The 23,289-nt window shown below is 30.4% G+C and carries 29 protein-coding genes; 4 read left to right on the plus strand and 25 right to left on the minus strand.

Annotated elements, in window-relative coordinates; all coding sequences use genetic code 11:
- Positions 1 to 245 precede the first annotated feature (245 nt).
- From HMPREF2852_RS06385 to HMPREF2852_RS09830, 4 genes are all read left to right on the plus strand, one after another.
- Positions 246 to 485: a hypothetical protein gene (locus HMPREF2852_RS06385; RefSeq protein WP_070606776.1), complete on the plus strand. Its 240-nt coding sequence runs from the start codon at positions 246 to 248 to the stop codon at positions 483 to 485.
- A gap of 16 nt (positions 486 to 501) precedes the next feature.
- Positions 502 to 819 carry an LPD29 domain-containing protein gene (locus HMPREF2852_RS06390; protein WP_070606778.1) on the plus strand — a complete coding sequence of 106 codons (318 nt, stop codon included), beginning with the start codon at positions 502 to 504 and terminating at the stop codon, positions 817 to 819.
- A 14-nt stretch (positions 820 to 833) separates the two neighbouring features.
- Positions 834 to 1,097: a hypothetical protein gene (locus HMPREF2852_RS06395; protein WP_070606781.1), complete on the plus strand. Its 264-nt coding sequence runs from the start codon at positions 834 to 836 to the stop codon at positions 1,095 to 1,097.
- 77 nt (positions 1,098 to 1,174) lie between these two features.
- On the plus strand, positions 1,175 to 1,339 hold the full coding sequence (locus tag HMPREF2852_RS09830) for a hypothetical protein (RefSeq protein ID WP_186821933.1): 165 nt from the start codon (positions 1,175 to 1,177) through the stop codon (positions 1,337 to 1,339).
- Between the two features lie 843 nt (positions 1,340 to 2,182).
- Here the strand turns inward: HMPREF2852_RS09830 and HMPREF2852_RS06400 are convergent.
- The 25 genes from HMPREF2852_RS06400 to HMPREF2852_RS06510 form a co-directional block, all read right to left on the minus strand.
- Positions 2,183 to 2,617: a hypothetical protein gene (locus HMPREF2852_RS06400; RefSeq protein WP_070606784.1), complete on the minus strand. Its 435-nt coding sequence runs from the start codon at positions 2,615 to 2,617 to the stop codon at positions 2,183 to 2,185.
- Positions 2,618 to 2,987: 370 nt separating this feature from the next.
- Positions 2,988 to 3,359: a hypothetical protein gene (locus HMPREF2852_RS06405; protein WP_070606786.1), complete on the minus strand. Its 372-nt coding sequence runs from the start codon at positions 3,357 to 3,359 to the stop codon at positions 2,988 to 2,990.
- Positions 3,360 to 3,483: 124 nt separating this feature from the next.
- Positions 3,484 to 4,446 (minus strand): N-acetylmuramoyl-L-alanine amidase, encoded by a 963-nt coding sequence (locus HMPREF2852_RS06410; protein WP_070606789.1) that lies wholly within the window; start codon positions 4,444 to 4,446, stop codon positions 3,484 to 3,486.
- A 112-nt stretch (positions 4,447 to 4,558) separates the two neighbouring features.
- Entirely contained in the window at positions 4,559 to 4,924 is a 366-nt protein-coding gene (locus tag HMPREF2852_RS06415; RefSeq protein WP_070606792.1) for a hypothetical protein, read from the minus strand.
- Between the two features lie 59 nt (positions 4,925 to 4,983).
- A complete protein-coding gene (locus tag HMPREF2852_RS10130) occupies positions 4,984 to 5,115 on the minus strand; it encodes a hypothetical protein (protein ID WP_261668198.1) in 132 nt (43 codons plus the stop codon).
- Positions 5,116 to 5,130: 15 nt separating this feature from the next.
- Positions 5,131 to 5,409 carry a hypothetical protein gene (locus HMPREF2852_RS06420; RefSeq protein WP_070606794.1) on the minus strand — a complete coding sequence of 93 codons (279 nt, stop codon included), beginning with the start codon at positions 5,407 to 5,409 and terminating at the stop codon, positions 5,131 to 5,133.
- Positions 5,410 to 5,425: 16 nt separating this feature from the next.
- Positions 5,426 to 7,477, minus strand: coding sequence for a hypothetical protein (locus HMPREF2852_RS06425; RefSeq protein WP_070606797.1), 2,052 nt, complete (start codon positions 7,475 to 7,477; stop codon positions 5,426 to 5,428).
- 12 nt (positions 7,478 to 7,489) lie between these two features.
- Positions 7,490 to 7,816, minus strand: coding sequence for a hypothetical protein (locus tag HMPREF2852_RS06430; protein WP_070606800.1), 327 nt, complete (start codon positions 7,814 to 7,816; stop codon positions 7,490 to 7,492).
- 2 nt (positions 7,817 to 7,818) lie between these two features.
- A complete protein-coding gene (locus tag HMPREF2852_RS06435) occupies positions 7,819 to 8,076 on the minus strand; it encodes a hypothetical protein (protein WP_070606803.1) in 258 nt (85 codons plus the stop codon).
- A complete protein-coding gene (locus HMPREF2852_RS06440) occupies positions 8,069 to 8,383 on the minus strand; it encodes a hypothetical protein (protein WP_070606806.1) in 315 nt (104 codons plus the stop codon). The genes HMPREF2852_RS06435 and HMPREF2852_RS06440 overlap by 8 nt, the downstream gene beginning before the upstream one ends.
- A 26-nt stretch (positions 8,384 to 8,409) precedes the next feature.
- Positions 8,410 to 10,884, minus strand: coding sequence for a phage tail spike protein (locus tag HMPREF2852_RS06445; RefSeq protein WP_070606808.1), 2,475 nt, complete (start codon positions 10,882 to 10,884; stop codon positions 8,410 to 8,412).
- 5 nt (positions 10,885 to 10,889) lie between these two features.
- Entirely contained in the window at positions 10,890 to 11,615 is a 726-nt protein-coding gene (locus HMPREF2852_RS06450; protein WP_070606810.1) for a distal tail protein Dit, read from the minus strand.
- Positions 11,608 to 15,369, minus strand: a complete 3,762-nt coding sequence (locus tag HMPREF2852_RS06455) for a phage tail tape measure protein (protein ID WP_070606813.1) — start codon at positions 15,367 to 15,369, stop codon at positions 11,608 to 11,610. Before HMPREF2852_RS06455 ends, HMPREF2852_RS06450 begins: the two co-directional genes overlap by 8 nt.
- Before the next feature lie 19 nt (positions 15,370 to 15,388).
- Positions 15,389 to 15,547, minus strand: a complete 159-nt coding sequence (locus HMPREF2852_RS09835) for a hypothetical protein (RefSeq protein ID WP_186821934.1) — start codon at positions 15,545 to 15,547, stop codon at positions 15,389 to 15,391.
- Between the two features lie 29 nt (positions 15,548 to 15,576).
- On the minus strand, positions 15,577 to 16,026 hold the full coding sequence (locus HMPREF2852_RS06460) for a hypothetical protein (protein ID WP_070606816.1): 450 nt from the start codon (positions 16,024 to 16,026) through the stop codon (positions 15,577 to 15,579).
- Positions 16,027 to 16,041: 15 nt separating this feature from the next.
- Positions 16,042 to 16,623: a major tail protein gene (locus tag HMPREF2852_RS06465; protein ID WP_070606819.1), complete on the minus strand. Its 582-nt coding sequence runs from the start codon at positions 16,621 to 16,623 to the stop codon at positions 16,042 to 16,044.
- Positions 16,624 to 16,707: 84 nt separating this feature from the next.
- The gene (locus tag HMPREF2852_RS06470) at positions 16,708 to 17,010 is read right to left on the minus strand and encodes a hypothetical protein (RefSeq protein ID WP_070606822.1); all 303 of its coding nucleotides are present in this window, start codon (positions 17,008 to 17,010) and stop codon (positions 16,708 to 16,710) included.
- Positions 17,007 to 17,408 (minus strand): hypothetical protein, encoded by a 402-nt coding sequence (locus HMPREF2852_RS06475; RefSeq protein WP_070606825.1) that lies wholly within the window; start codon positions 17,406 to 17,408, stop codon positions 17,007 to 17,009. The genes HMPREF2852_RS06470 and HMPREF2852_RS06475 overlap by 4 nt, the downstream gene beginning before the upstream one ends.
- Positions 17,405 to 17,878, minus strand: a complete 474-nt coding sequence (locus HMPREF2852_RS06480; RefSeq protein WP_070606828.1) for a hypothetical protein — start codon at positions 17,876 to 17,878, stop codon at positions 17,405 to 17,407. Before HMPREF2852_RS06480 ends, HMPREF2852_RS06475 begins: the two co-directional genes overlap by 4 nt.
- Before the next feature lies 1 nt (position 17,879).
- Positions 17,880 to 18,176: a hypothetical protein gene (locus tag HMPREF2852_RS06485; RefSeq protein WP_070606831.1), complete on the minus strand. Its 297-nt coding sequence runs from the start codon at positions 18,174 to 18,176 to the stop codon at positions 17,880 to 17,882.
- Positions 18,177 to 18,186: 10 nt separating this feature from the next.
- Positions 18,187 to 19,551: a phage major capsid protein gene (locus tag HMPREF2852_RS06490; RefSeq protein WP_070606834.1), complete on the minus strand. Its 1,365-nt coding sequence runs from the start codon at positions 19,549 to 19,551 to the stop codon at positions 18,187 to 18,189.
- Positions 19,526 to 20,098, minus strand: a complete 573-nt coding sequence (locus HMPREF2852_RS06495; RefSeq protein ID WP_222563213.1) for an HK97 family phage prohead protease — start codon at positions 20,096 to 20,098, stop codon at positions 19,526 to 19,528. Before HMPREF2852_RS06495 ends, HMPREF2852_RS06490 begins: the two co-directional genes overlap by 26 nt.
- Positions 20,061 to 21,356, minus strand: a complete 1,296-nt coding sequence (locus tag HMPREF2852_RS06500; protein WP_083306973.1) for a phage portal protein — start codon at positions 21,354 to 21,356, stop codon at positions 20,061 to 20,063. The genes HMPREF2852_RS06495 and HMPREF2852_RS06500 overlap by 38 nt, the downstream gene beginning before the upstream one ends.
- On the minus strand, positions 21,349 to 21,921 hold the full coding sequence (locus HMPREF2852_RS06505; protein WP_148130558.1) for an NAD(P)-dependent oxidoreductase: 573 nt from the start codon (positions 21,919 to 21,921) through the stop codon (positions 21,349 to 21,351). Before HMPREF2852_RS06505 ends, HMPREF2852_RS06500 begins: the two co-directional genes overlap by 8 nt.
- A gap of 6 nt (positions 21,922 to 21,927) precedes the next feature.
- Positions 21,928 to 23,289 (minus strand): DNA cytosine methyltransferase, encoded by a 1,362-nt coding sequence (locus tag HMPREF2852_RS06510; RefSeq protein ID WP_070606844.1) that lies wholly within the window; start codon positions 23,287 to 23,289, stop codon positions 21,928 to 21,930.

The following is a 23,289-nucleotide window of genomic DNA, read 5'->3' on the forward strand; positions in this document are numbered from 1 at the left end:
GTTTTAAAAAGGCTTGACAAAAATAAAAAAATATTACTATATAAAAGAAAGTCGATAGACTGTAAAAAAAGGAAAAGTAAATAAAAAAGATGTACCGTGCTGGCACACGATACACCTTAATAAAAATAAAGTAGTTTGACCGCCACTTTATAAGAGTATAAAAAGATAAGCTCTTTTTGTATACCCTTATTTTATATCCTACTACTTTATAACAAAAATGCAAAAATAAAGAGAGGAAAAAGAAAATGACAGAATTAATTAAAATAAATGACATAATTACAATAGATGAACTTGGCGACTTATTATTAAAAGAATACAAATTTAACTTGTTTGAGCAAGATTGGGAAAATCTGTTATTTAATGATAAAAATGTAGCTATAGATATAGACGATTATACTTTTATTTTATACAGTTTTGAAATAGTAGAAAAAGCAGAAGAAAAAATAGAAACCTTAATAAAAATTACAAATATCGAAGAAATTTAATAAAAGGAGTGAGAAAATGACAACACTAACAACTAATTACCCATATAACAACATAGTAGGAAAAAATTACGATAAAAACCTAACAACCAAAGAAATATCCAAAGAAGTAAAAAAGCAAGCAAAAAAATTATATCCAGAAATAAAAATAAGTGCAAGAAGCGAATATAATGCAATATGGATAAACATAAAAGTAAAAGAAGAGAATGAAGAAACTAAAGAAATAAGAAACAATATACAAAAATTATTAAACTCTTATAATTACGATAAAGGCGACGCAATGACAGACTACTTTGATAGTAACTTTTACGGATTTGTAAAACTAGAATTAATATAAAAAAGGAAAAAAATATGAAAATTTACGACAATTACAATAATTACACATACGCAAAAGGAAACACAGAAGAAGAATTAATACAAGATTGGAACGAAAAAGCAGAAGAAAACTTTAGCTGGATTTTAGAAGATTTAGGAAATTTTAACGAAAAAGAAGACGAAAATATAAAAAAATTTTTTGAAGAATGTACACAAGAGCAAGAAAATTTAATAGGAATAGAACTTATAATAAAAGAAATAAATAAGATAGAAGTAAATAAGATTAAAATTTATAAATAAAAAGATTAAAATATAAAACGGGTAGGATTAAACCCCTACCCTATTATAATGAAAATATATAAAGGGAGATATAAAAAATGCAAACACAAGAAAAATTAAAAAGAGATTTAAAAGACTGTACAAGCTTTAAAGATATAGATATATTAATACAAGATTATATAAAAGAGGATAAAGCAAAAGACAAAAAAGAAGCATATAATAATTATAAGGATTCAATTTATAAAATCCTAAAAGAAAAATAAACCATAAAATAAAAGCACTCTAACAGTGCTTTTTTATATTTACTTGCAAAAACATACGCTCTAATTTGTGTTTTAAAGCAAGTTAAAAATTAATCAAGGATAAAAAAATAATTAATATAATAAAGTTAAAAACATAAAAATTAAATATATAGATGTGATTATAAATTTTGTATTAAAAATATTGGGGAAAATTGCCTGATGTTTTTCTAAAAATTTATGGGAAATTTAAAATTAATTAAAATGATAAAATTAAAAAATAATTAAATAAAATTAAAATAATAAAATAAAAATCAAATAATATAATAATGAATAAGATAATAAAATAATCATCATAAGAAACTTGACTTAATTAAAAACAACCATTATAATTAAATTAATAAAAGCATTTTTAATTATTAACGTGAAACGTATTGAAATACTAAAAATGAAAATAATTATTTGATTAATAACGTAAGACGTATTGAAATGTTAAAAAAGAAAAATATTTCATTGATTATCAACATTTGATGTATTGAAATGTTAAAAATTAAAATGTTTCATTGATTAATAACATAAGATGTATTTAAACGTTTCGTTGATTAATAATATAAAATGTTTTAAAACAAAAAGGACTATTGATTTAGTCCTCTTTTTTTTATCTTCATTCATAAGCCAAAATGAGTTTTATGATATTTGATAAGCCAAAATTAGTTTTCCTCATAAGCCAAATTGTGATAAGCCAAATCACCAGTTATAAACCTTGCAATCAAGCCAATACTTTATATTTTAGCCTATAAGCTAATCAAATAATTAAGTATACCAATAGTATTCCTTAAAAAATAACTTCCACTTTAAAATATAGCTTTATTGCTCTAATTTACTTTCCAACGCTTCTACAATTATATCTTTCATACTTTCGCCAGTTTTTTCACTTACTTCTTTTAATCTATTATATAAATTTCCTGGAATTAATAAACTAAATGCAATATTACCTTCTTCTTCAAGTTCAAAATATTTTTCATAATCATCAGCATCAAGGTTTCTTTCAACCCATTTTTTCGCTTCATCTAAAGTTAAAGGTGTTATCTTGGAGCTACCAGTCCAGTTACTATTTCCAGAAGGGACTGCATAACTTGACATTGCACCACCTGAACCATATAAGAAAAATTTCCCTGTTTTTTTTCTATAAAGTTTTTCACATTCGTATTGAAACTCACCGTATCTGTGTCCATTAGTCCATTCTCCAACAAGTTCTGCTGTTTCTGTGTCGTATCTTTTACCATTAATAACCTTATTCATTGTTTTTCTCCTTGTTTTTTAATCATTGTTTATTTCCTTTTGTTAATTATATAATACCATATTATATTTACATTGTCAATATATACAACATAAATATAATAAATAAGCCAATTTATATAAAACAAACAACAAACATAAAATATACAAAAAAAGCCACCCAATGAATAGGTAGCTTAAAGGTATTGCCTTAATTTTATTATACTTTAACAAAAAAATCCCACCATAAAAGGCGGGAAATTTTAAATATCTTTCGTGCTATTCGGATACATATATTATACCGCAAATAAAAAAAAGACCACCAGCCAAAAGCCAGTGGTCAATGTAGAAATTCGGTAACACTATATATTGTCTACCTGTCATTAATATTATACTATTTTCGTCTATCAACTTCATCTTCAATCCCGTCGGATATATATTTATCTAAATCCCCAAGGGCTTCATTCAGAAGTTGTTTCCCCTCATCTCCAAGGACTTTTAAAACTGTTTCAAAAACCTCATCTTTTACTTTTTTACCATAAGATGCTGTGAAAGTCCCATCTTCTTTTGCATTATTAACTACAACTTGATTAGCTGCCCCTACAGCTCTTCTTATTATCCTATCTAACCTATCTAAAGCAAAGCTTATTTTTTCATTTTTTATTTCTTTTGTACATTCTTTACTATAATTAAGAAAAGTAATTATGCTATATACAATCAAAACTGCTAGCATACCTATTATAAATATTTTTAAGTTATTATCCATATTATCTCCTTTTTCTAAACTAAAAAAGCGACTACTTATGTAATCGCTTAGTATCTGCACCTTTAGGTACAAATGGGAAATAAATTGTTATATTTATTATACCCTATTATACGCTAATTACACCCTAAAATTTAATCCAAGGTGTAGTATCTCCACTTAATCTCCTAAAAGCAACATATCTCCTCTTACCAGAGCTTGCTCCAATGTAGGATATCCATCTATAACCATCACCCTCCCAGACTTGGTCATAATGTATTGGTTTATTTTTTTGATATTGTGCAACAATCTCTGCCCTTGTGTTTGGTGCTGACCTAACATTACAAACATCTTGTGTAACTCCAGTCCAGTTTTCGAATTTTATAAATTTTGGACTTGTATTATTAGAACTTGTACAAGAACTTGCACTTACTTTTTTAACTTCTGGATAAATTTGGTTTCCCTCATAATCGTAAACCTTATATCCGTTTTTCTTTGCCAAATCTATGGCAGAATCCAAACCCTTAAAAGCTCCTTTTTGACTTTTACTATCACTCCAAGTTTTTCTAACCCTATAAAGATTAGATGTACTTGTAGATTTTCCACCTTTTAATCTTTTGTTTACTTCTTGTGCAATATAAGTAAATTTACTAGCAAGATATGGACCAGGACAAGATGTTTGAGCATACCATTTGTGCATTTGTAAAACTCCATCTGTGCCACCAGTATAGGTACAATTTTTAATTCCATTACGTCTACATATATCTGTAACTAAATCTATAAGAGTATTCAAAACTCTATCCGATACAAGCCAATTACCACCATATTGACAGTTAGAAACTTCTATTGTTACAGCACGGTTATCGCACCATGAGCTAGAAGTTGTCCACGCTCTGTTTACTTCATCTACAACTAGCACTACCTTGTTATCATTTCCTATTCCATAATTACAAGACGCTTTCCTAGATGTAGATTTAAAAACACTACCAATACCAGCTGCAGTTAAAACACCCGCTGTATGGTGTATAGCTATTTTTGTAATTCGATTTTCCCTTTTTCCACTATGATTAGGACTGTAACTTACTAAATTTACTAAACTACTATTACTCATTTATACCTCCTTGTGAAGTTTCTTGTGAAATTCATTTATTGAGATTTCAACACTTTTACTATTTCGTGTTAATTTATGTGTACTAAAAAAGGACTAGATTTTACCTAGTCCCCTATCGTTTTAAACTTCTCACTTCTTCCTTTATTTCCTCTGCCATTGCCTTTGTTGCTAATTCCTTTGTTGTAGACTGTAATAAGTCAATCTTATCATCAATCCTATCCACCCTAGAATTTAAATCATCAAAGCTTTGCTTGGTGTCGCAAGAATGTTTATTCAAACTTGTTTCGTGCAAATCCAACCTTGACGTGTTTTTTGCAATTATTTCCGTTAGTTTATCGTTTATCTCATTACTTCTTTCAAATTGCTTGTCCTGGTTTTTTTGCCAAGCTTTTCTGTCTGAAATGTAGAAATATAAAAATAAACCTGCTATTACTATTAATATTCCATATTCACTTATTGCTTTTGCTAATTCAAACACAATTATCTCACTTCCTTTCGGATTTTTTATATAAAAAAAGAGAGCCTTTGCTCCCTTGATTATTCAGCTAGAAAACCCAATCCAAGTTTTTCTAACTCCACCCTAACCTTGTCCTTTAATGGTGTAGGCACATTTTTAAATTCAAGTAAACCCACAGTTATCCTATAAGCCAAAAATTCAACTATTTTCATTCTTTCACCCCCTTTCTACACTTCATACATTTTAAGTATTATTTCTTGTAACAAATCTTCAGTAGAGTTTTGAGCCTTTGTAATTAGGTCAATCTCTTGTTGTTTTAATTCTAAATACTCATGTAAAGAAAATTGCACTTCATCATAAATATAAAGTTCAGATTTTTCTTCCTCGCCCGTTTCGCTTTTATCTTCATAAACTCTAACATTAGAATGAATGTATACAGTATCTTTTCCTATAATAAGATCTTTGCTAGCTTCCTTTGAGCCAATTACATCTTTTAACTTTTTCATATAACAACCTTTCTTTTTAAAGGAACATTAAGCGTGCGGATAATTGTGTATGAGGTCTACTAGTAAAACTCAACATGCAATTGAAAGCACCCGAATAAGTTTTACTAGAAATACCACCACCAAAAAACATATTTTTTCCGCTTCTTGTACTAGAATTATCACAATAATATGAAGATGAACTACCAGTAAATGTTTTTCCGATAAATCCTAATTCACTCGTACCAAATACTTGTGACAAATAACCCGATTTTTCAGTACCTTTTTCTCCAGTATCAAGATAACTGTTATATGAATCATCAAATTTATCTGTGGTTGTAAGTAAAGTACAGGAAGAATCAGAATATATGCCATCTATAGCCCAAAATCTATTACCCCAAAAATCTTCCAAATATTGAAATCTCATTCTTTCAGTGAAAGACTGTGTACCATAATCAATACCCCTGCTATTTGTCACACCAGTTGTATTTGTGCCACCAGCACCACCATCCGTTAGACCTTTACCAATAGCGGTTTGTGAATCAAGATTGCCATATTTCAGTACATACATAGCTTGCAAAAAGGTTAATTGATAAAACCCCGATATTTCATAACCATTACCTACAGCCTGACCAAGTTGTCTAAAACTATTAAAGCCTTTATTTGTAACAGGTTCTACATTTGTAATTGACCTTAATTTACCACTCTCTTCATATCCTAGATAAGCACCAAGGTAAAAAGCATCTCTTGGACTATCACCTCTAGAGTGTGCATAGTATTTAAAATCAGGATCATTAGTCTTATTTGTCATAGATACATAAACTTTTTCTCCCACTGTTTTTATCCTAAGCCCTTTTCTAGGAAATCTTACCATGACATCCCCGTCTTCAGGTTTTAAATCATTCAGTTCAGAATCTTCAAGTTCTCTAACTTCCTTACCATCCTTAAACAAGACTAATTGACTTTGGAAAAAATCATCCCATTCAGGACTTCCCTTTTCCATCATCTTTGCGTCATCTTCATAAGTAATACAAGTTAAAGGATTAGAATTTGATTGGTCTATTACAGCTGTCATTATCTTAGGAGGAATAGCATCAGGATGATATTTTGTAATTATATTCAATAGATTCTTCCCCTGTTCAGCCGACAAAGCCTTATCACTACCTCCAGTTGTTAAATCGTCTACTACATCAACTTGTAGTGATTTTTTCTGTTCCTCTGTTAGTTCATCAAACTTAACACTTCCATCTTGACCTTTCTTAACAATAACTTTCTTACCATCACTAAAGGTTATTTCCGTATTTCCATCATCAAGAATCTTATTAGATGATACATTCACACTCTTACCATCTTGTATTTGCATACTCTTGCCATCAGTGAATTTAACGGTAGTAGTGAGTCCACTCTTTGTTATAGAAGAAGTTGTAGTAGAATCTCCTTTATCCCCTTTTAAACCGGTCTTACCACGGTTTATTTTAGCAGTGGTTTGATCATTAAAAGTAATTAAAGTATTACCTTCACTATCATAATCAGTCTTTAAAACCCTACTAGCTTCTCCTGTATCTCCTTTTTTTCCAGTGTCTCCTTTATCTCCAGTGTCTCCTTTATCTCCTTTAGGTCCACGATTAATCTTAGCTGTAGACTTATCATTAAAGGTAATTAAAGTATTACCATCATTGTCAACCTTACTTTCAATAACCCTACTAGCCTCGCCAGTGTCTCCTTTATCTCCTTTAAGACTTGCTTTTTGTTCATAAGTCAAATCCTCCCATCTCAAAGGATCTCCTTTATCTCCCTTTATTGATAGTTTTTCTTGTGGACTCAATTCTTTAAAAGATAATTCAGCCCTTGCCTTAACTCCAGTAGATTGACCACCTATAATCCAAAATCCATTCTTATCAATTGTAGGCGTATCTCCATCTTTAATATTAATCTTATGTCCGTCAGAAAAAGTTATTTCAGTATTTCCATTTTCTTTCTTTACATTGGATATTTTCATTTTTAATTCTTCAAGATTATTAGCAAGCCTTCCAACTTCAACAGCCAATGTATGATCATCATAAGAATTTACCAATATTTTATAATCACTCATCAAACCACCTCACTAATAAGTCACATCTTTATTTACAATAAGACTTCCTAATACTAAAGTTTTACGATTACCATTAGAATTTCCATCTGATAATTCAATATCAATAGCATAAGTTCCATAAAGATTTTTCATTTGACTAGAACTAAATTTAATCACATATTTTCCACTACCAGAAACAGAACAAGAAGAACTTATTTTCTCACTTGCATCTTCATTTCTTCTTATGGTTGAAGTTAATGTTCTTGCATTATTCATTGGTATTTTGTCTATAAATATATATAAATTGAAATCATCTCCCCTGGTTGTTTCAAAAATATATTTACTATCATTGTTAATCATGATTATTCACCCTTGCTAACCACACTGTGCTCTTCCAATATCTCAAATTTCCATTTTTTTCCTATAGCTTTGCTCAAATTTTCTTGAGATAATTTAAAAGCCTTAGCATCTTCAATAGTTTTGAATTTATAAATATTATTCATCTCACCTATCCAATAAATATTTCCAGAATATTCATCAATTTGAGCTAAATCTTCTCGACCTTCTTCACTTGTTCTGCATACAAGATATTTCTTTTCATCACAAATAAATTTACTCATCTTTTCCCTCCTCAAAATCAATTATTGCTTCCAAATAAAAAACGTCTTGCATGGATAACTTCAACTCTTCCAATTCAGACGCTTTTATCTTTTCAATATCTATTTCATTTTCCATATTTAAAACTTCGCTTACTTCTTTTTTATCATCTTCTTTACCTTTCAAACTTTCTCGAATGATAATAACCTCATCCTCAATTTTTTTCTTTATCTTATAAAGTTTGAAAGCAAGTTTAGAAGACATTTTATTTTCAAACAAGTTATTTAATATTCCATTCACATTATATATTTCTTTATTTCTTAATTTCATGTTTCATCCTTTTATTATTTATCGTATCAACGTGGATTTAGTATTTCAGGGCTGTATAAAACAGCATCATATATTCTAACACTTTGACCACTTCCTACAGCTCTGATAACAATACCATAATCATCAAAATCTATAAAGGTATTTCCAGTACTAAAAGAAAAATTACTGGCGTGCACAATCATGCCATTTGAATTAACATATATTGATCCGACAAGACTTGAACCCTTATAAAACCTTAATTCACCATTTTCCAATACAGTTTTTCCATAATTATCATAAGTAGTAAAAGTCCCTGTCAAGTTCACATTTCCGTCAAGATTAATCTTACTAGCTTTTATCTTAATGCTTTCAGCCGATTGGTTAATAGCCGATATTATTCCATCTTTAGAAACCTTACTTGAAATTTCATTAGCAGTTTGACTGATTTTTGATTCAGCGTTAGAAATCCTACTTCCTAAACTTGAAACAGAATTAGAAACACTAGAAACCTTGCTTTCAATTAAGTTTGCAGTTTGTGTTTTTGTTGAATAATTATTTTGTACATATGATCTTAAACTTGAATCCTTACTATCAATCTTATCATTCACAATCTTAATTTGACTTGAAACACTACTTGTAATAGAACTTTCAGTTTGACTGATTTTTGATTTCAAATCCCCTATTGTTTTAAGATTATTACTATTATAAGTTTCAATTTTCCCATCAAGACTTACCCTTGTATTTTCAACAACATTAGAAAGCCCTTCCATTTTTGCATTAATAGTAGATTCAAATTTTCCTTGACCAACTTTAAAATCTTGACTTACTATATCTACTTTCTTATCAACAGTTTCAATTTTAACTCCTATATCATTAAAACCCTTATCGGTTCTATCTGATAAGATGGAATGCTGATTTTCAAGATTATTTATATTATGATTGATGTTTTGTATTTGATAATTATTAGACAAGTCAATATCAGTATTTCTTAAATGTAGTGTTCCACCATCCCAATACATAGAATAATCATTAGAATTTTTTCCTATTAAAAACGTACCATCTTCAAGATTAAAAAACACCTTACCACCTCTTAGAACACCAGCACGAATTAAATTAGCAGTAAAACCATCTCCATCACCAAAAGTTTCATAAGCAAAAGAACCATCAGCGTTTTTGTGATTAGCTATAGCAATTTTACCACCTTTAAGATTAATTGCTTGTGTTGGATTACCCTCTTTCGGTGCATTAAGGATAAGTAAACCCTCTCCTTCTTCTGCATAAACCCAACCGCCAGTTTCATTGAGTTCATTATTAAACTTTTCAAGGATTTTTTGCATATAAGAGCTTTTAACTCCATTAGCAAGTTTATCAAGTTCTTTATTAAATTTATTCCTATCATTTTCAAATGTGGATTTCAATTTTTCATAAGCAACAAGATTATCAGATAAGTCTTTAATAAAATTTCCTAGTACAATCTCACTATCTTCAATCTCTTCAATAGGATTGTCTTTTATAGAAATAACCCTTGTTTGAACCCTTGTGTCAATTTCCTTGTCAATCACATAAACAGTATCTCCAAGGTCAACTCCTTCTCCAATATATCCATCATATCTTGATATATCTTCGACTTTAAGTTCATAAGTGATTTTAGGTTTAGAAACTTCTTTAAGTCTTTCTTTTGTTAGCCTTAATAACTCATGTTTATCCTCACAATCAGAAAAATCAGCTTGTCCAAATATATGTTTCCTTTCTTTACCAAGTCCATATTTAAGCCTTGCTTCATTGTCTTCAACATAAGTTTTTCCAGCATTTATTTCAGAAAAATCAATCTTTCTACCATAGTCCCCACCACCTATTTTATTATCATTTCTAGATGGTGTACCGTCTTCTTTTACAATTTCTTCTCCCTTACCATAACCATGTAAAGCAGTACATAAATCTTTAATAGATGTAGTTTTCTTTATACTTCCTATATCTTTCTTATATGTAAATCTTTTGCCAACATCACGACCTATTCTTTTTCTTAAATCAATATACCTATGTATTATTCCTATCTTATCGACAACAATTCTTACATTTATTTCAGCTCCATACACATCAAGTATTTTCCATAAACAAGACTTAACACTTTCTCTATAAAGATTAAAAGATTTTTTAGGAAAATCATCAACATATCCAACTTCAAACCTTGTTCTTTCAAGTAGTCTTCTTAAAACACTAGAACAAGTCGCATTTCTAGGTTTCAAATCATCAATAAAATACCAATACAACTCACTTGTAGAATCTTCACAATAAACAGAATAAGTAACATCATTATTTTCATGATTTTTAAAATAATCAAAAATTATATACTCATTCCATAAACCTTTTTTATCTTTAAACAATGTTCTTTGTCCATACTCAACTTCTTTAGATGTTTCAAACTCTAAATTATTAAGTCCATTAAGTTCTCTCTTTCTTTCAATCTTATTGTATTTTAAAGAAGCTATAAGTTTTTCATCTCTGTCATATAACATTAACATTTACATCACCTATCATATAAGTATCTTTCGTAAAACTCTAAACTTACGGGATTAGTAGCCTTTATAATATCTCCATTTCTTATCTCAAAAAAATCAGAATAAGGATTTAACCTATCCATTGCTCTATTTCCTTTAAAAGTAACAATTTCTTTCTCACAATCAATAACAAAATTTTGACTTGTACCAGAAAGAATTTCAATAAATTCTCCCGTTCTAACGTTTGTTATTTTGTTAGAAGAACCAGTAAAAGTAAAAATCCCCTTGATAGGTAAAACAGAATTTAAAGAAATTTCCTTGCTTGTAAAATTCTTATAATAATCATTCCTATATTCACTCCTACCTAGACCACTTGGTACTTTAAAAACTAGATCCATATAAGCACGTTCATTTCTAAACTTTTCATAAGAATTTACACCAACAAGAACAGCATCATACCAAACCCTATTTCTTCTATAATTTAATGGAGATAACTTCTTACTATACATCATCTCCATTAAATCAAAAATCATATCATCAATTTTTCGTCTTACACTATTATAAAGTCTAATAGAAATGGTAATAGTAAGAGGTTCAAATAAAGAAGTTTTATATAAAACCCCATCTCTACCATTTATATCTTTTTCAATAATATTCATAGGAGTCAAAAAAGGTCTGTCAATCTTTTCAATAATACCAAACTTACCAAATTCAACTCCATTAAAAATTAAACTATTTTCAAAAAGTCTAGCCAAGACCAACACCCCTTTTCTTACTTTCAATTAGTCTGTATAACTTTCTTGCAATCTTTTCAATATCTTCTTCTTCACGAACATTAAAAGTATTACCTGTAATAGTAACTCCGTTGTTACCTCCACCAGCTTTAATCATTGCATTAGCCACAATTCCATCAAGTTTTTCAATAGGTAAAACAGCTTCTGCTCCTGCTTCTCCTACTCCATGAAAACCACTACCAGTTGCAAATAATGTAGGTCTAGTGAAAATAGCACCTTTTTTGTGCCATGAAATTCCACTTGGAATAGAAAAATCCATACCCAAAACACTATGAGTTTCCCAATGAATTACAGGACTAGGTATTCTTGGCATAGGTAAAGTAAAATCAAACATATCTTTAACATGTTCAACAATTCCATTAATAGTATCAGCTATTAGATCCCATAACCCTGTTGCTCTATCAGTCCATTTTTTTATCATTCCATTGATAAAACCTTCGATGATTTCCTTACCTTTTCTTTTCACTGTAGATTTAAGTTCATCAAGTTTTCTTTGAGCATTTTCCAGATGATCTAATAAATCCCTTCTCATATTACCAAAAAATGTTTTAGTGCTAGTCCAGCCATTTTCAAAACTTGTTTTAACACTATCCCAAGCAGTTTCCCACTTAGTTTTTACTTGCCCGGTTTCCCAGTCAACTTCATTAACATGTTCTCCAGCTTGAGCCTTCGCTTCACTAACTATCTTTTCATGTCTTTCTTCAGCTTTTGCAATAGTTTCATCTCTAGTAGTTTTAGCATCATCTTTGATTTTTTGGGCAAGTTTTGCACTTTCAGCACTTCCATCCGCTTCAAGTTGTGCTGCTATTCTTAAACGCTCATTATATTCTTCTTCGGCTTTTGCTATAGTTTCATCTCTTGTTTTTATAGAATCTTCAACTAACTTACCAGCCTGTTGAGCTGATAATTCTCCAGCCTGATCTTTCATTCTTTGACGGATTATATAATATTCTTCCTCACTTTCAGAAAGAATCCTAATACCATCATCTTTCATTTGATATTGAATTGTTGCTATTTCGTATTGTTCTTGTTCAGTTAGAGTTCTTTTTTCATTCTTAGCAGTTTCAAGAATCTGCCTTACTCTTGCTTGACCTTCTTCCGTTTTTTGTTTTATACCATCATAAGTACTTCCAACTTTATTGATAAGATTGATTGTTTCCTCATCTTGAATAGTTCCCATGTCGGTATACATTTGTGTTAAAGAATCAATAGCAGGTTGTTTGCTCTCATCAATCTTTTTGGATATTTGACCGCCCATATTTTCAAAATTACCTGCAATACTATCAACCGTTTCTTGACTTACAACTTCCCCTGTTGCCTTTAAACTTGTTAAAGACCTTTCAGTCTCATCACTTAATTCAAGGAATCCACCAACAGCTTTTTTAGTTCCTTCGCTGACCTTATCTCCAAATATATCAGTTTGGATTGCACTTTCACTCATGTGTTTATTTAAAGCAATAAGTACACCAACACCTGCTAAAATTCCAGCAATAACAAGTCCATGAGGTGGTACTAATAATGGTCCCAAAGCTCCAAGTCCTTTTGCAAATAAACCAGCAGTAGTTGCACTTGTTCCAAATCCAGCATTAAGTGCTGCAAGCTCTCCTGATACACTAGCTACAAATCCTGCTACACTACCTAAACTTGTAAGCAGTCGACCAACAACTCCGACAATTGGTCCAACAGCAGCAAGTCCTAATAAAGCTTTCACAAACATTTCAATTGTCTTAGGATTCATATTTTCAGCCTTTTCAGCTAAACCTTTCAACCAATCAACAACATCTCTTAAAACAGGAATCAATACTTTACCAACTTTAAGTCCTAAAGCTATAAATTCATTTTTAAGGATTTTTAATTGATTGCCAGTGGTTTTACTAAAGATTTCAACTTCTTTTTGTAAAGCAACATTAGATTCAAAAGCCTTTGTCGAATCATCCATTGCCTTACCTGCTAAACCAGCAGAACCTGCCAAACGTTGTAAAGTGTCGACATCTTGTCTACCACTTACACCTAATTCTTTAAAGACTCCGCCTAAATCTTTACCTTCGGATTGCATTCTAGACAAACCTTTAATAAACAAATCAATTGCTTCTTTAGGATTAGATTTCCATTTATTGGCAAATTCTTCAGCACTAATCCCCGATACATCAGCTAAAGTTTTTAATTTATCACTAGCATTTTTAGTATCAGTAACCATAACTTTCAAATCATCAGCAGTCATTCCAACAGCTTCGCCTATTTCATCTAAAGCTGCTTTTCCATCACTACCACCTTTTTGTATAGCATTTTTAACATCATCAACGGTATATCCCGTTCCTTCAAGCATATCGTTCAATACCGATATTCTTTCATTAGTAGACAATACAGCACTATTCATCATCATCATGATTCTTGAAAATGATGTACCACCACGTTCAGCCTTTAAACCAACTGAACTTAAAGCGGTTGCTATACCCATTATTTGAGCTTCTGTTAATCCTGCAATCTTACCTTGTGCAGCAAGCCTTAAACCCATTTGTACAATTTCATTTTCACTTGTAGCATAATTATTACCAAGTTCAACGATAGCAGAACCAAGATTTGAAATCTTATCTTGAGTTAGTCCAGTTATGTTCATAAACCTTGCCAAATCTTTCGCACCTTCTTCGGCGGTAAGGTTTGTCGCAATAGTTAAATCAGAAATAACCTTAGAAAATTCAGCAATATTTTCTTTCTTAATACCAAGTTGTCCTGCCATTTCCCCAATGTTTGCAAGCTCTTTAGCAGTAACAGGTGTAGTTTTACTCATACTCACAAATGTATCTTCCATTTGCCTCAATTCAGTATCAGTCATATCAGTAGTCTTACGAACTCCAGCCATAGCATTTTCAAGACTTATTGCTTCCTTTGTTGCAAGAGTCATAGCTCCTGTGATTGGTAGAGTAACTCTTCTTGTCATCCAATCCCCAGCATTTTTAAGACTATTACCAACACTTGAAAATTTTTCACTTGCATTTTTAAGTTTTATACTTGTAATATCACTTTCTTTAGCAAGTTTTCTCATTTCTTCTTTTGCGTTTATTATCTCTGTTCTTAACTTGGCATACTTTTGTGTGTATTCATCTTTTGAATAATTCCCTTTATTAAATTCTTTAACAAGTTCGCTTTGAGCTTGCCTACATAAATCGATTTTTTTCTTAGTTTCATATATAGAATCTGACAATAAATCTTGCTGATTTTTAACAAGACCAATATTTTTCGGATCAAGTTTTAAAGCTTTATTTACATCACTTAATAAATCCTTATTCTTTTTAAGACTTTCATCAACCTTGCTAATTTTTGCCCTTAATTCTTCAAAAGTGCTTGATTTTTTTCTTAATTCATCAAAAGATTTAGAAAATTTCTTTAAATCATTTTCAGTAGCTTTTATATCTCTTTGAAGGGCAAATAAAGCTTCTTCTCCGATTTTTCCTTCGTTAAATTCTTTTACCGCCACTGTGTAAGCTGCTTTTAATTCTTTTAATTTCTTTTCACTCACTTCTATTTGTTTACTTAAAGTAGCAAAAGCTTGGGTATAAAGTCCTTTATCATCAGGTCTAACCTTTAAAAGTCTGTTAATATCTTTCATCTGTCTTTCAAGACTTCGACCTTTACTGTAGGCTTCATTCATAGCTTTTTCAAACTTTGTCATATCAGCACTAAATTCAATTGTTATACCTCTGACTTTTCTAGCCATAAATTACACCTCCAAACTTTTAAAAATTATCAAAGTCCGCTTGTGTAGCAAGACGGACTTTTCTTTTTTTCTTTCCATTTCCATTCACTTTTCCTTGGTATTCGTTGTAGGATAAGATATAATCGACCAAATTACCAGGTGTCATTTGACTAATCATTTCAAAATCCATCTTGCACATAAGACCACTTTGAAACAGTAAATCTGTATCTACTCTTGTTTCTTTGTTTTCCTTTGAATCTTCACTTCCGTATTCTTCTTCGTCAATTTTTTTTTACTTCCTAAAGACTCCATAAGAGCTGGTATAAATTCTTTCATCACATCTATAATTGGAAATTCTTCAAAACTTGAGTACCAAGATATGGGATCTTCTATTTCGTTATTTCCACACTTAGCAAAAGCCCAAATGAAATTTAAAATATCGACCATTTCAAAACCAAAAGTATTTTGTAAACTTTCCCCAAGCATTTCATAAAACTCTGCTGTTTCTACCTTTTTCTTTTGTAAGACACTAAAATCAAGACCTGTCATAATTTCCCCAATCATAGGGACAATTTTATTCATAGCGTCATAACCAAATTGATTTTTAAATATATAAAAAGCGGCAAGAGTGAACTTAAAGTCCACCTTCTTGCCATTAATTTCTATTGTTTTTTGCAATTTTAACTCCTAACCTTATTGTCCAGTACTTTCACTTGTTATCTTTCCTTCATACACATTGTCATAAAATGTATCGTATCCAGTTTGACCTTCATAGAGTTTTGCCTTAATTCTTCCATCATTACTTCTAGCAATAGCTTTTATTGATAAAGTATCCGTTTGAGGTTCTTTAGTTTCTCCAATTGTTGAATGTTCAGCACTTGGTCTTGATGCAGTAACTTTGTATAAAATATTTCTTGTAGCCTTTACATCACCTTGAAACTCAAAAGCCATAGCAAAAGGTTTTATTTTATCATTAATTGATTCAATTATTGCCCCATTGTCATCTTTTTGTTGACCCAATATTCCAACAATAAATTCATCTGTGATTTTAGCTATCTCCAAATCTCCAGAATAACCATTGTTTGAAAATGTGCTGTAATATGGTATATCATCAGCATAGAAAGTATTCTCATCTCCTTCGATTGATAATGATAAATTTACAGCTCCAGGTAACTTAATAACTTTTCCATAAGTAATTTTTGTATCATTTTCATCTTCAATTGGGAATATGTGTACGTTTCTTAAACCAAATTTAACTTTGTTTTCATTTGCCATATTTATATCTCCTTAATTTTTTGTATTAAAAAAGTGTCTTACTTTCGTAAAACACTAATTTTATAATCTATTCTTTTTTAAGTATTAAATGCTGTAATAAATCACAAACATATTTTCATCTTCGATAAATATATCTGATGACTTATCCCACATTATATTTTCCCTATCAAATCTTTCTTCGATAGCTTTTTCCATTTCTTCATTTTTATAGATAAAATAATATTCAATTGTGTAATCATAAACACTATAATAAACTTTATCTTCTGCATTAAAATTTGAACTACCCTTACCACGATAAACTAAAAATGGAGGTTCACTCTTTTTAATAGTCCCATGGTCTATCTCAAGTTCAAAATCTTTAAATATTTCCATTGGATTTTTTGTCATTTTTCTAATTTCCTAATAACATTTTGTTCAAAATAATCAGCAGTATCTTTTTCAGTTCTTTCAATATGAGGAATTGCTTCAGCTCTTCCATAAGTTCCAAACTGATTTTTAACAACGTGTCCGTTTTCAAGTAAATGAGTTAGAGTTGGTTCATTCACATTGTGTAAAGTGTGTTTCATTATAAAACCACCTACATATTCTTTTTCATCTCTCCAACCACTTGCATAACGCTTTTTACCAGTCCTATTACTTTTTCTATTCCTATCTCTTGGACTTCTTTTTTTAATAAGCTTTAATCCGTATTCACTAGACTGATCTGCTACTTCTTCTATTTTTTTTCTAGTTTCCAAAGTTTCATCTTTTAAAATTTCCTTTAATTGTTCTGATAAACTTTTCAATTTTCATCACTTCCAAAGATTTTTTTAACTTGTTCTCTTATTTCAGTTTTGGGTATTCCATATTGTTCTTCAAGCACTATTTCAACATCATCACGACCTGGTTTGTAAGCTCCAATTATTTTTTTCTCATTACGACCAAGCATAAGTGATGATGGAGAATAAGTTCTTATAAGTTTAAATAACTTGACTTCATCATTGTCGACAAAATCTTTTAAGTCTTTTTCAAGATCCATACTTTTACCAATAATCATGTATTGAGCACCTTCATATTGACTAGTTTTCATAGTTATAACCTTTGATGGTTTATATCTATTGTTTTTTCCAAGGTAAAACTCTTCACGACCAATATCTCTCACATGGCAAAAGGATTGACTTATAGAAGATTTATCAAAAATAAAATGAGTATTTCCAAACTTATCTTTTTCCTCTTTAGTTTTATTAAATAAAATAACTATATCATCATAGGTCATTTTATTCTCCTTCTATATCATTAGACTTATTAATATAAAAATTTCTCAACCTATATTCAAGATGTTTAGGAAAACCCTCAATAGAATCACGGTTGGAATATCTAAAACTTGCCATATCAACAATAAGCATAAATATATCCATATCATCAAGATTGACACTTATTCCATGTTGTTTTTCAAGTTCTTTTATCACACCTTCAACAATTGCTTTAATGTACTCATCTTGAACACTATTTAAAATTCCCTCCCTTTGTTTTACCAAAGTTGTGAGGGAATCTATTTTTTCAGCGTTTTTCATTTTATATTAATTAAGCTCCAGTAGGTGTAGTTGTTGGAGCAGCAAATTTACATCTTGCAAAAGCTTTAGGATTTATAACTTTACCGTCATATCTTCCTCTAATTTTATAACCAATATTTTCTTCAATCCATTGAAGTCTATCATTAGTATCAAAAGTCATATCTTTTCTAATACCAAGTATATATTGGTTAAAATCTCCTACTACAATTTCATCATCAGGAATTACATTTGATGTTTCAATTCTAGTTCCATCTGGTAGAGTATTTCCCATTCCATATACAAGTTTTCCATTAGAATCTTTTCCCCATGTTTCAGGATAAATCCATTTATAAAGTGTTTTTCTATTTCCAGCAACTGTGATAGTTCCTTGTGGAGCATTATGTTCATAGAATAAAACATCTATATCGCCTATAACACCCAAAAGTTCCAATATACTTGTAACTTTCTTTGTAGTTTTAACAGCACTTGTAATTCCTTCAGGTTGTTTTTCAGCCGCACCCTTACCATTGTAGATTGCTTCGTCTAAAGCTTGTGCAATAGCCTTAGCAAATTCATTTATAATATAATCGGCAATTGTAATTGAGTGATGTTTATTTTCATTTACATCTTGTACGAATGATTCACATAAGAATAAATATCCACCAAGCTTAAAGTTATCAAGTTCAACAGAATTTAATTCTCCTAGTGTTGTTTCCTTTAATGGTTCACATTTTTCAGTCCAATACATTTTTGGAGTACCAGCGTTCATTATAATTCTAGCTTTACCAACTAAATTTAATTTTCTAACAACATTGTATAAAGAACCATAGTCCCCTATTCTTTGGTTTATTTCATAATAAACATCATCAGGAATCATAAGACCAGCAGTATCTTTAGTCATTCCAGCAAGAGCAGCATCTCTTTTAAAATATAAGTTAGTAACATTTCTGAAAAACTCTACGTTCTCATCTTTTTCAAGTATTCTTCCTACTCTTTGTCTTTTATTCATATCAGCATAATTCATATTAGATAAATTCATATAACCACCTCTTTTTTCAACTTCTTTCTTTTCAATTTTTCTTTCTTCATTCGTTTCTTCTGTTTCTTCTTCGACGGTATCTTCTTCAAGTTCAGACATAGATTTTTCAATTTCTTCAATCTCATCTTCAAGATTTTTCTTCTCTTCCAATTTTTCTTTCTTTTCACTTTCAAGCTTGTCGATTTCTTCATTAACAGCTTCGTGTTCTTCATCAGTAGAGTTTTCATCTAACTCACTGATTGTTTCTTCAAGTTCGACTTCTCTTGTTTTAAATTCTTCAAGGTTTTCATTCACTTTTTCTAATTTGGCTTTTCTTTCTTCAAGCTTTTTCTTAAGCATTAAGATTTTTAACTTCATTCAATTTCTCCTTTAATTTAGACTTTCTAAATTCTTCACGTTTCTTTTCAAAATCTTTTTTCCTAGCACTTATAGATGTGTTTTCATAAGCAGGAAAAGCAACAACACTAACTTCGATAAGGTCACATTTTTTAACAGTAAATAGAGTTCCGTTATCTCTACTTTCGCTTTCTTCATCAGTTGGAATAAAACCAAATGAACACTTATCAACATCGCCCCTTTTTACTTTTTGGTATAAAGAAAGGGCTTCTGGATCATTTCTATTAATCAAAATAGAACCCCATAAGCCCTTGTCGTCGCTTTTAAGCGTAAGTGTTTTATTTTTTGTTCGACCTAACACCTTTTCCATATCGTGTCCTATCAAAGCTCTTATATCTTTTTCAAGCTCTCCATCAAAAGCGTGTCGGTCAATTTTTTCATATACTCCATCCCAAAGCATAGTTTCGTCGTCATACACTACAAAATATCCTTCGATTCTTAATTCCTTGTTATCTTCTTTTTCACGAAAATTAATCTTGTTCGTTCTGTACTGAATTTTCTTCTCCATCCTTACCTCCTTTCTCATCATCAGAATCTTTATCAGAACCTTTCAACTTTTCTTGGTCTCCACTCTTATCTACAGGAATATAATTTTCCAAAATCAACAGTTCATCTAAACCATCAAGTGGACTCATTCCCATGACATCACGAACTTCATTACCAGTAACTATTCCATGTTCAAATAAATCCATATACAAGCTGCCTAAAGTGTCAAGGTCATAAGAAAGCATGGATTTTCTATTAAAAACAAAATAAGAGTTGTCATCGATTAATAATTTTCGAGTCAACTCTTGTTCAATAGCTTTACAAATAACGGCTATTTTCGTTCTTATGAAATTGTTATATTCATCCTTATCAAACTGACCTACCCCTAGTAAAAATGCTGGCAAACCAAGAATAGATGCTACAGTTTGCTTATCTATTTCAACCCTTTCATTAATTCCAATATCATTTAAGGTAAGAGGTCTCATTTGTTCGACACTCATCATAGTAGGTATTATCCAAGGTTGACCGTTTTTCGCTCTTTTTATAAATCTTTTTTCAATCTCATCACGACCTTTTGATGATTTTAAATCGCTTGGCAAAGAATCAACACTAATGATTACAGTAGGTAACATTTGATTTTCCAAAAAGTCATGCACAGTTGACCTTGCTTGACCTAATCCATCCATTAAATCTTTAAGTAAAATTTCTTGTCCCTCTCCTATCCATGGCTTTTTAAGATTTGGATTATACCTAAAGTGTAAAACCTCATCTGGTTTATATATCTTGTTGTCTTTGTTAAGTCTTATATAATAAGTCCTATTGTTTTTAAGATTTCTCTCATCATCAACAATGGAATATTCTCCATAAGGAATTGTTTCAAATTCAACAAAAAGTCCATTTTTTGTATGAGGAATTATAAGAGCATTTCCGTATATCATCATCTCTTGTACAACCCAAGAAATTAAAAGTTGCCTATTCATCTTTAAAGACGGTTCAATATCAACAAACCTCGAAAGACCATTCTTAATTCTCACATCTCCATTTTTAGTATTTTTCATAAGTTGAATACTCATAGAAGATATAATTTCAGCAATCTTTTCAATACCACCCTTAATTTCAGGACTGTCAGCCATCGACCTATAACCGTAAGGTAAATACCTAACATATTCGTCACAATCAACTCTCCAAGCAGCTAAGGCTTGAAGTTCTTCCTTTTTTCCATCAACATAAGGGTATTCTTTCTCCCTTTTAAAAAAATCTAAAAATCCAATATTAATCACCTACTTTCTTATTAATCCAATCTATGTAAGTTTTCTCATAACTTCCGACTTCCCAAACATACCAGGCGTAAGCTACAGCTTTCATAGTTTTGTATTTTTCAAAATTACCATTTCTTGCACAATTTATTCTGTAAGAAAAAACATAAATTCTTTTAGGAGGATATTTCTTAAAAAACTCATATCTATTTACGCTTTCCAAGAATGTAAGTTTTAAGAAACAAGCAATTTTTATTCCTTTATCACTAACTTGAATTAAATGTTCTATAATTTCTTTAGCGTTTTTATAAGGTGGGTTTGTAATTATATCCAAATTGTTTTTCTCAATATCTAAAGCATTTTTTATCACTGTGTTAGGATAAGATCTGTCTATGATGTCAAAACCTTTAACTGAAAAACCATAATCATTAAGTCTATAAGCTAAATGACCGCCACCAACGCAAGGCTCTAAAATATCTTTCTTAAAATCTTCAAACCTTAATAATTCATCTATTGCTTTAGGATCAGTAGCATAATAATCGTTGGTTTCACTATTCTTATTTCTTGTATTTGTAGTTCTTAGATTCAACATTAATTACCTATTTTCTTTAAACAATTGCATAAAAATAGCAGCTAATACATCTACTACGATTGCATTACCTGCCTGCTTATATAACTGGCTGTTACTATTTACTTTTTGAGCCTTATAGAAATCTTCATCATCAATTCCCATTAATCGCCAATATTCTAAAGGTGTAAGTTTTCTTATTCTTAAATCACCTGTAACAACACCTCTGTTATCATCACAAGTTAAGGTTTGTGATTTATCTTTTTGAACCCTACCTCTTCTGTTTTTATAATTAGGACAAATTAGATCTATACCATCTCTACTATAAGCTTCAAGATAACCTTTCTTTGTACCATTTTTAATTGGTATACAAGGTTGTAATCCACCACCTTGACAAGTTAGTAAAGTGGGACTTATTCCATTTGAATCAAAAACCCTATATCTATCAGGATTATATCTTTTATCACTTTTCAACTTATGAGTTTGAATTATTTTTAAAGTATTTCCCGAACCTCCACTTGCCTTAACAGTCCTACTTATAGATTCTTCACTATATATATTTTGTTCAAAGTGCCACCCATACCCTGTTTTCCCTTTTAAAGGGTTGATAATCTTAGGTTCAACAACCACATTTCCTGATGATTGATAATTTACAATACCTCGATCTCTTGCCGTTATACAATTAGCAATGTCTTTAGACGTTGGGTTTTTAACACTTCCATCATAAACTGATTTTTCTTTTATATCATCATCTTTGATTATCTTTACAAGTTGCTTAATCCTATCATTGGATAAATAATATTTTTCATCTACTTCCTCTTCTAAAACATCTTTTAATCTTGTTTTAAGTGTTTGTTTTTCAGGAAATTTATATTCTTTATTGCCTAATATTGATACACAGAACACTCTTTCTCTATTTTGAGGGACTCCATAATCTTTAGCATTAAGAACTTTCCAATGATTTTTATATCCTATATCTTCTAAAATTTTTAACCAGTTATTAAATCCCACTATGTTCTTTTTAAAAGTTAAAGCCTTTACGTTTTCCATTAAAAGATATTTAGGCTTTTTATTTCTAATTATTCTTTCACATTCCCAAAGAAGAGAACTTCTTGTATCACTGCCCTTATCAAATCCAGCTTGCTTTCCAGCCATTGATATATCTTGGCAAGGAAAAGAATATGTAAATAAATCAAAATCTGGTAGTTTATCAGAATCAATTTTACTTATATCGCCATAGTTATTTACTTTTCCATGTATTTCTTCATAACTTTTTAAAGCGAATTTATCAACTTCACTTATACCTACTACTTCATAATCAACACCTATTCTTTTTAAAGCCATAGCTTGTGTCCCTACTCCAGCAAAAGCCTCAAATACTCTTATCAT

It is taken from the genome of Anaerococcus sp. HMSC065G05, from assembly GCF_001812365.1.
Lineage (GTDB): Bacteria > Bacillota > Clostridia > Tissierellales > Peptoniphilaceae > Anaerococcus > Anaerococcus vaginalis.

Excerpts from the sequence above, each read along its gene's own strand:
- HMPREF2852_RS09835 (WP_186821934.1), bottom strand. The coding sequence starts at position 15,547 with ATGTGCAAGATGGATTTTGAAATGATTAGTCAAATGACACCTGGTAAT.
- HMPREF2852_RS06385 (WP_070606776.1), top strand. The coding sequence starts at position 246 with ATGACAGAATTAATTAAAATAAATGACATAATTACAATAGATGAACTT.
- HMPREF2852_RS06405 (WP_070606786.1), bottom strand. The coding sequence starts at position 3,359 with ATGGATAATAACTTAAAAATATTTATAATAGGTATGCTAGCAGTTTTG.
- HMPREF2852_RS06430 (WP_070606800.1), bottom strand. The coding sequence starts at position 7,816 with ATGATTAACAATGATAGTAAATATATTTTTGAAACAACCAGGGGAGAT.
- HMPREF2852_RS06480 (WP_070606828.1), bottom strand. The coding sequence starts at position 17,878 with ATGACCTATGATGATATAGTTATTTTATTTAATAAAACTAAAGAGGAA.
- HMPREF2852_RS06435 (WP_070606803.1), bottom strand. The coding sequence starts at position 8,076 with ATGAGTAAATTTATTTGTGATGAAAAGAAATATCTTGTATGCAGAACA.
- HMPREF2852_RS06390 (WP_070606778.1), top strand. The coding sequence starts at position 502 with ATGACAACACTAACAACTAATTACCCATATAACAACATAGTAGGAAAA.
- HMPREF2852_RS10130 (WP_261668198.1), bottom strand. The coding sequence starts at position 5,115 with ATGAAAATAGTTGAATTTTTGGCTTATAGGATAACTGTGGGTTTACTT.
- HMPREF2852_RS06410 (WP_070606789.1), bottom strand. The coding sequence starts at position 4,446 with ATGAGTAATAGTAGTTTAGTAAATTTAGTAAGTTACAGTCCTAATCAT.
- HMPREF2852_RS06490 (WP_070606834.1), bottom strand. The coding sequence starts at position 19,551 with ATGAAGTTAAAAATCTTAATGCTTAAGAAAAAGCTTGAAGAAAGAAAA.
- HMPREF2852_RS06400 (WP_070606784.1), bottom strand. The coding sequence starts at position 2,617 with ATGAATAAGGTTATTAATGGTAAAAGATACGACACAGAAACAGCAGAA.
- HMPREF2852_RS06445 (WP_070606808.1), bottom strand. The coding sequence starts at position 10,884 with ATGTTAATGTTATATGACAGAGATGAAAAACTTATAGCTTCTTTAAAA.
- HMPREF2852_RS06425 (WP_070606797.1), bottom strand. The coding sequence starts at position 7,477 with ATGAGTGATTATAAAATATTGGTAAATTCTTATGATGATCATACATTG.
- HMPREF2852_RS06395 (WP_070606781.1), top strand. The coding sequence starts at position 834 with ATGAAAATTTACGACAATTACAATAATTACACATACGCAAAAGGAAAC.
- HMPREF2852_RS06440 (WP_070606806.1), bottom strand. The coding sequence starts at position 8,383 with ATGAAATTAAGAAATAAAGAAATATATAATGTGAATGGAATATTAAAT.
- HMPREF2852_RS09830 (WP_186821933.1), top strand. The coding sequence starts at position 1,175 with ATGCAAACACAAGAAAAATTAAAAAGAGATTTAAAAGACTGTACAAGC.
- HMPREF2852_RS06485 (WP_070606831.1), bottom strand. The coding sequence starts at position 18,176 with ATGAAAAACGCTGAAAAAATAGATTCCCTCACAACTTTGGTAAAACAA.
- HMPREF2852_RS06510 (WP_070606844.1), bottom strand. The coding sequence starts at position 23,289 with ATGATAAGAGTATTTGAGGCTTTTGCTGGAGTAGGGACACAAGCTATG.
- HMPREF2852_RS06465 (WP_070606819.1), bottom strand. The coding sequence starts at position 16,623 with ATGGCAAATGAAAACAAAGTTAAATTTGGTTTAAGAAACGTACACATA.
- HMPREF2852_RS06495 (WP_222563213.1), bottom strand. The coding sequence starts at position 20,098 with ATGGAGAAGAAAATTCAGTACAGAACGAACAAGATTAATTTTCGTGAA.
- HMPREF2852_RS06455 (WP_070606813.1), bottom strand. The coding sequence starts at position 15,369 with ATGGCTAGAAAAGTCAGAGGTATAACAATTGAATTTAGTGCTGATATG.
- HMPREF2852_RS06420 (WP_070606794.1), bottom strand. The coding sequence starts at position 5,409 with ATGAAAAAGTTAAAAGATGTAATTGGCTCAAAGGAAGCTAGCAAAGAT.
- HMPREF2852_RS06470 (WP_070606822.1), bottom strand. The coding sequence starts at position 17,010 with ATGACAAAAAATCCAATGGAAATATTTAAAGATTTTGAACTTGAGATA.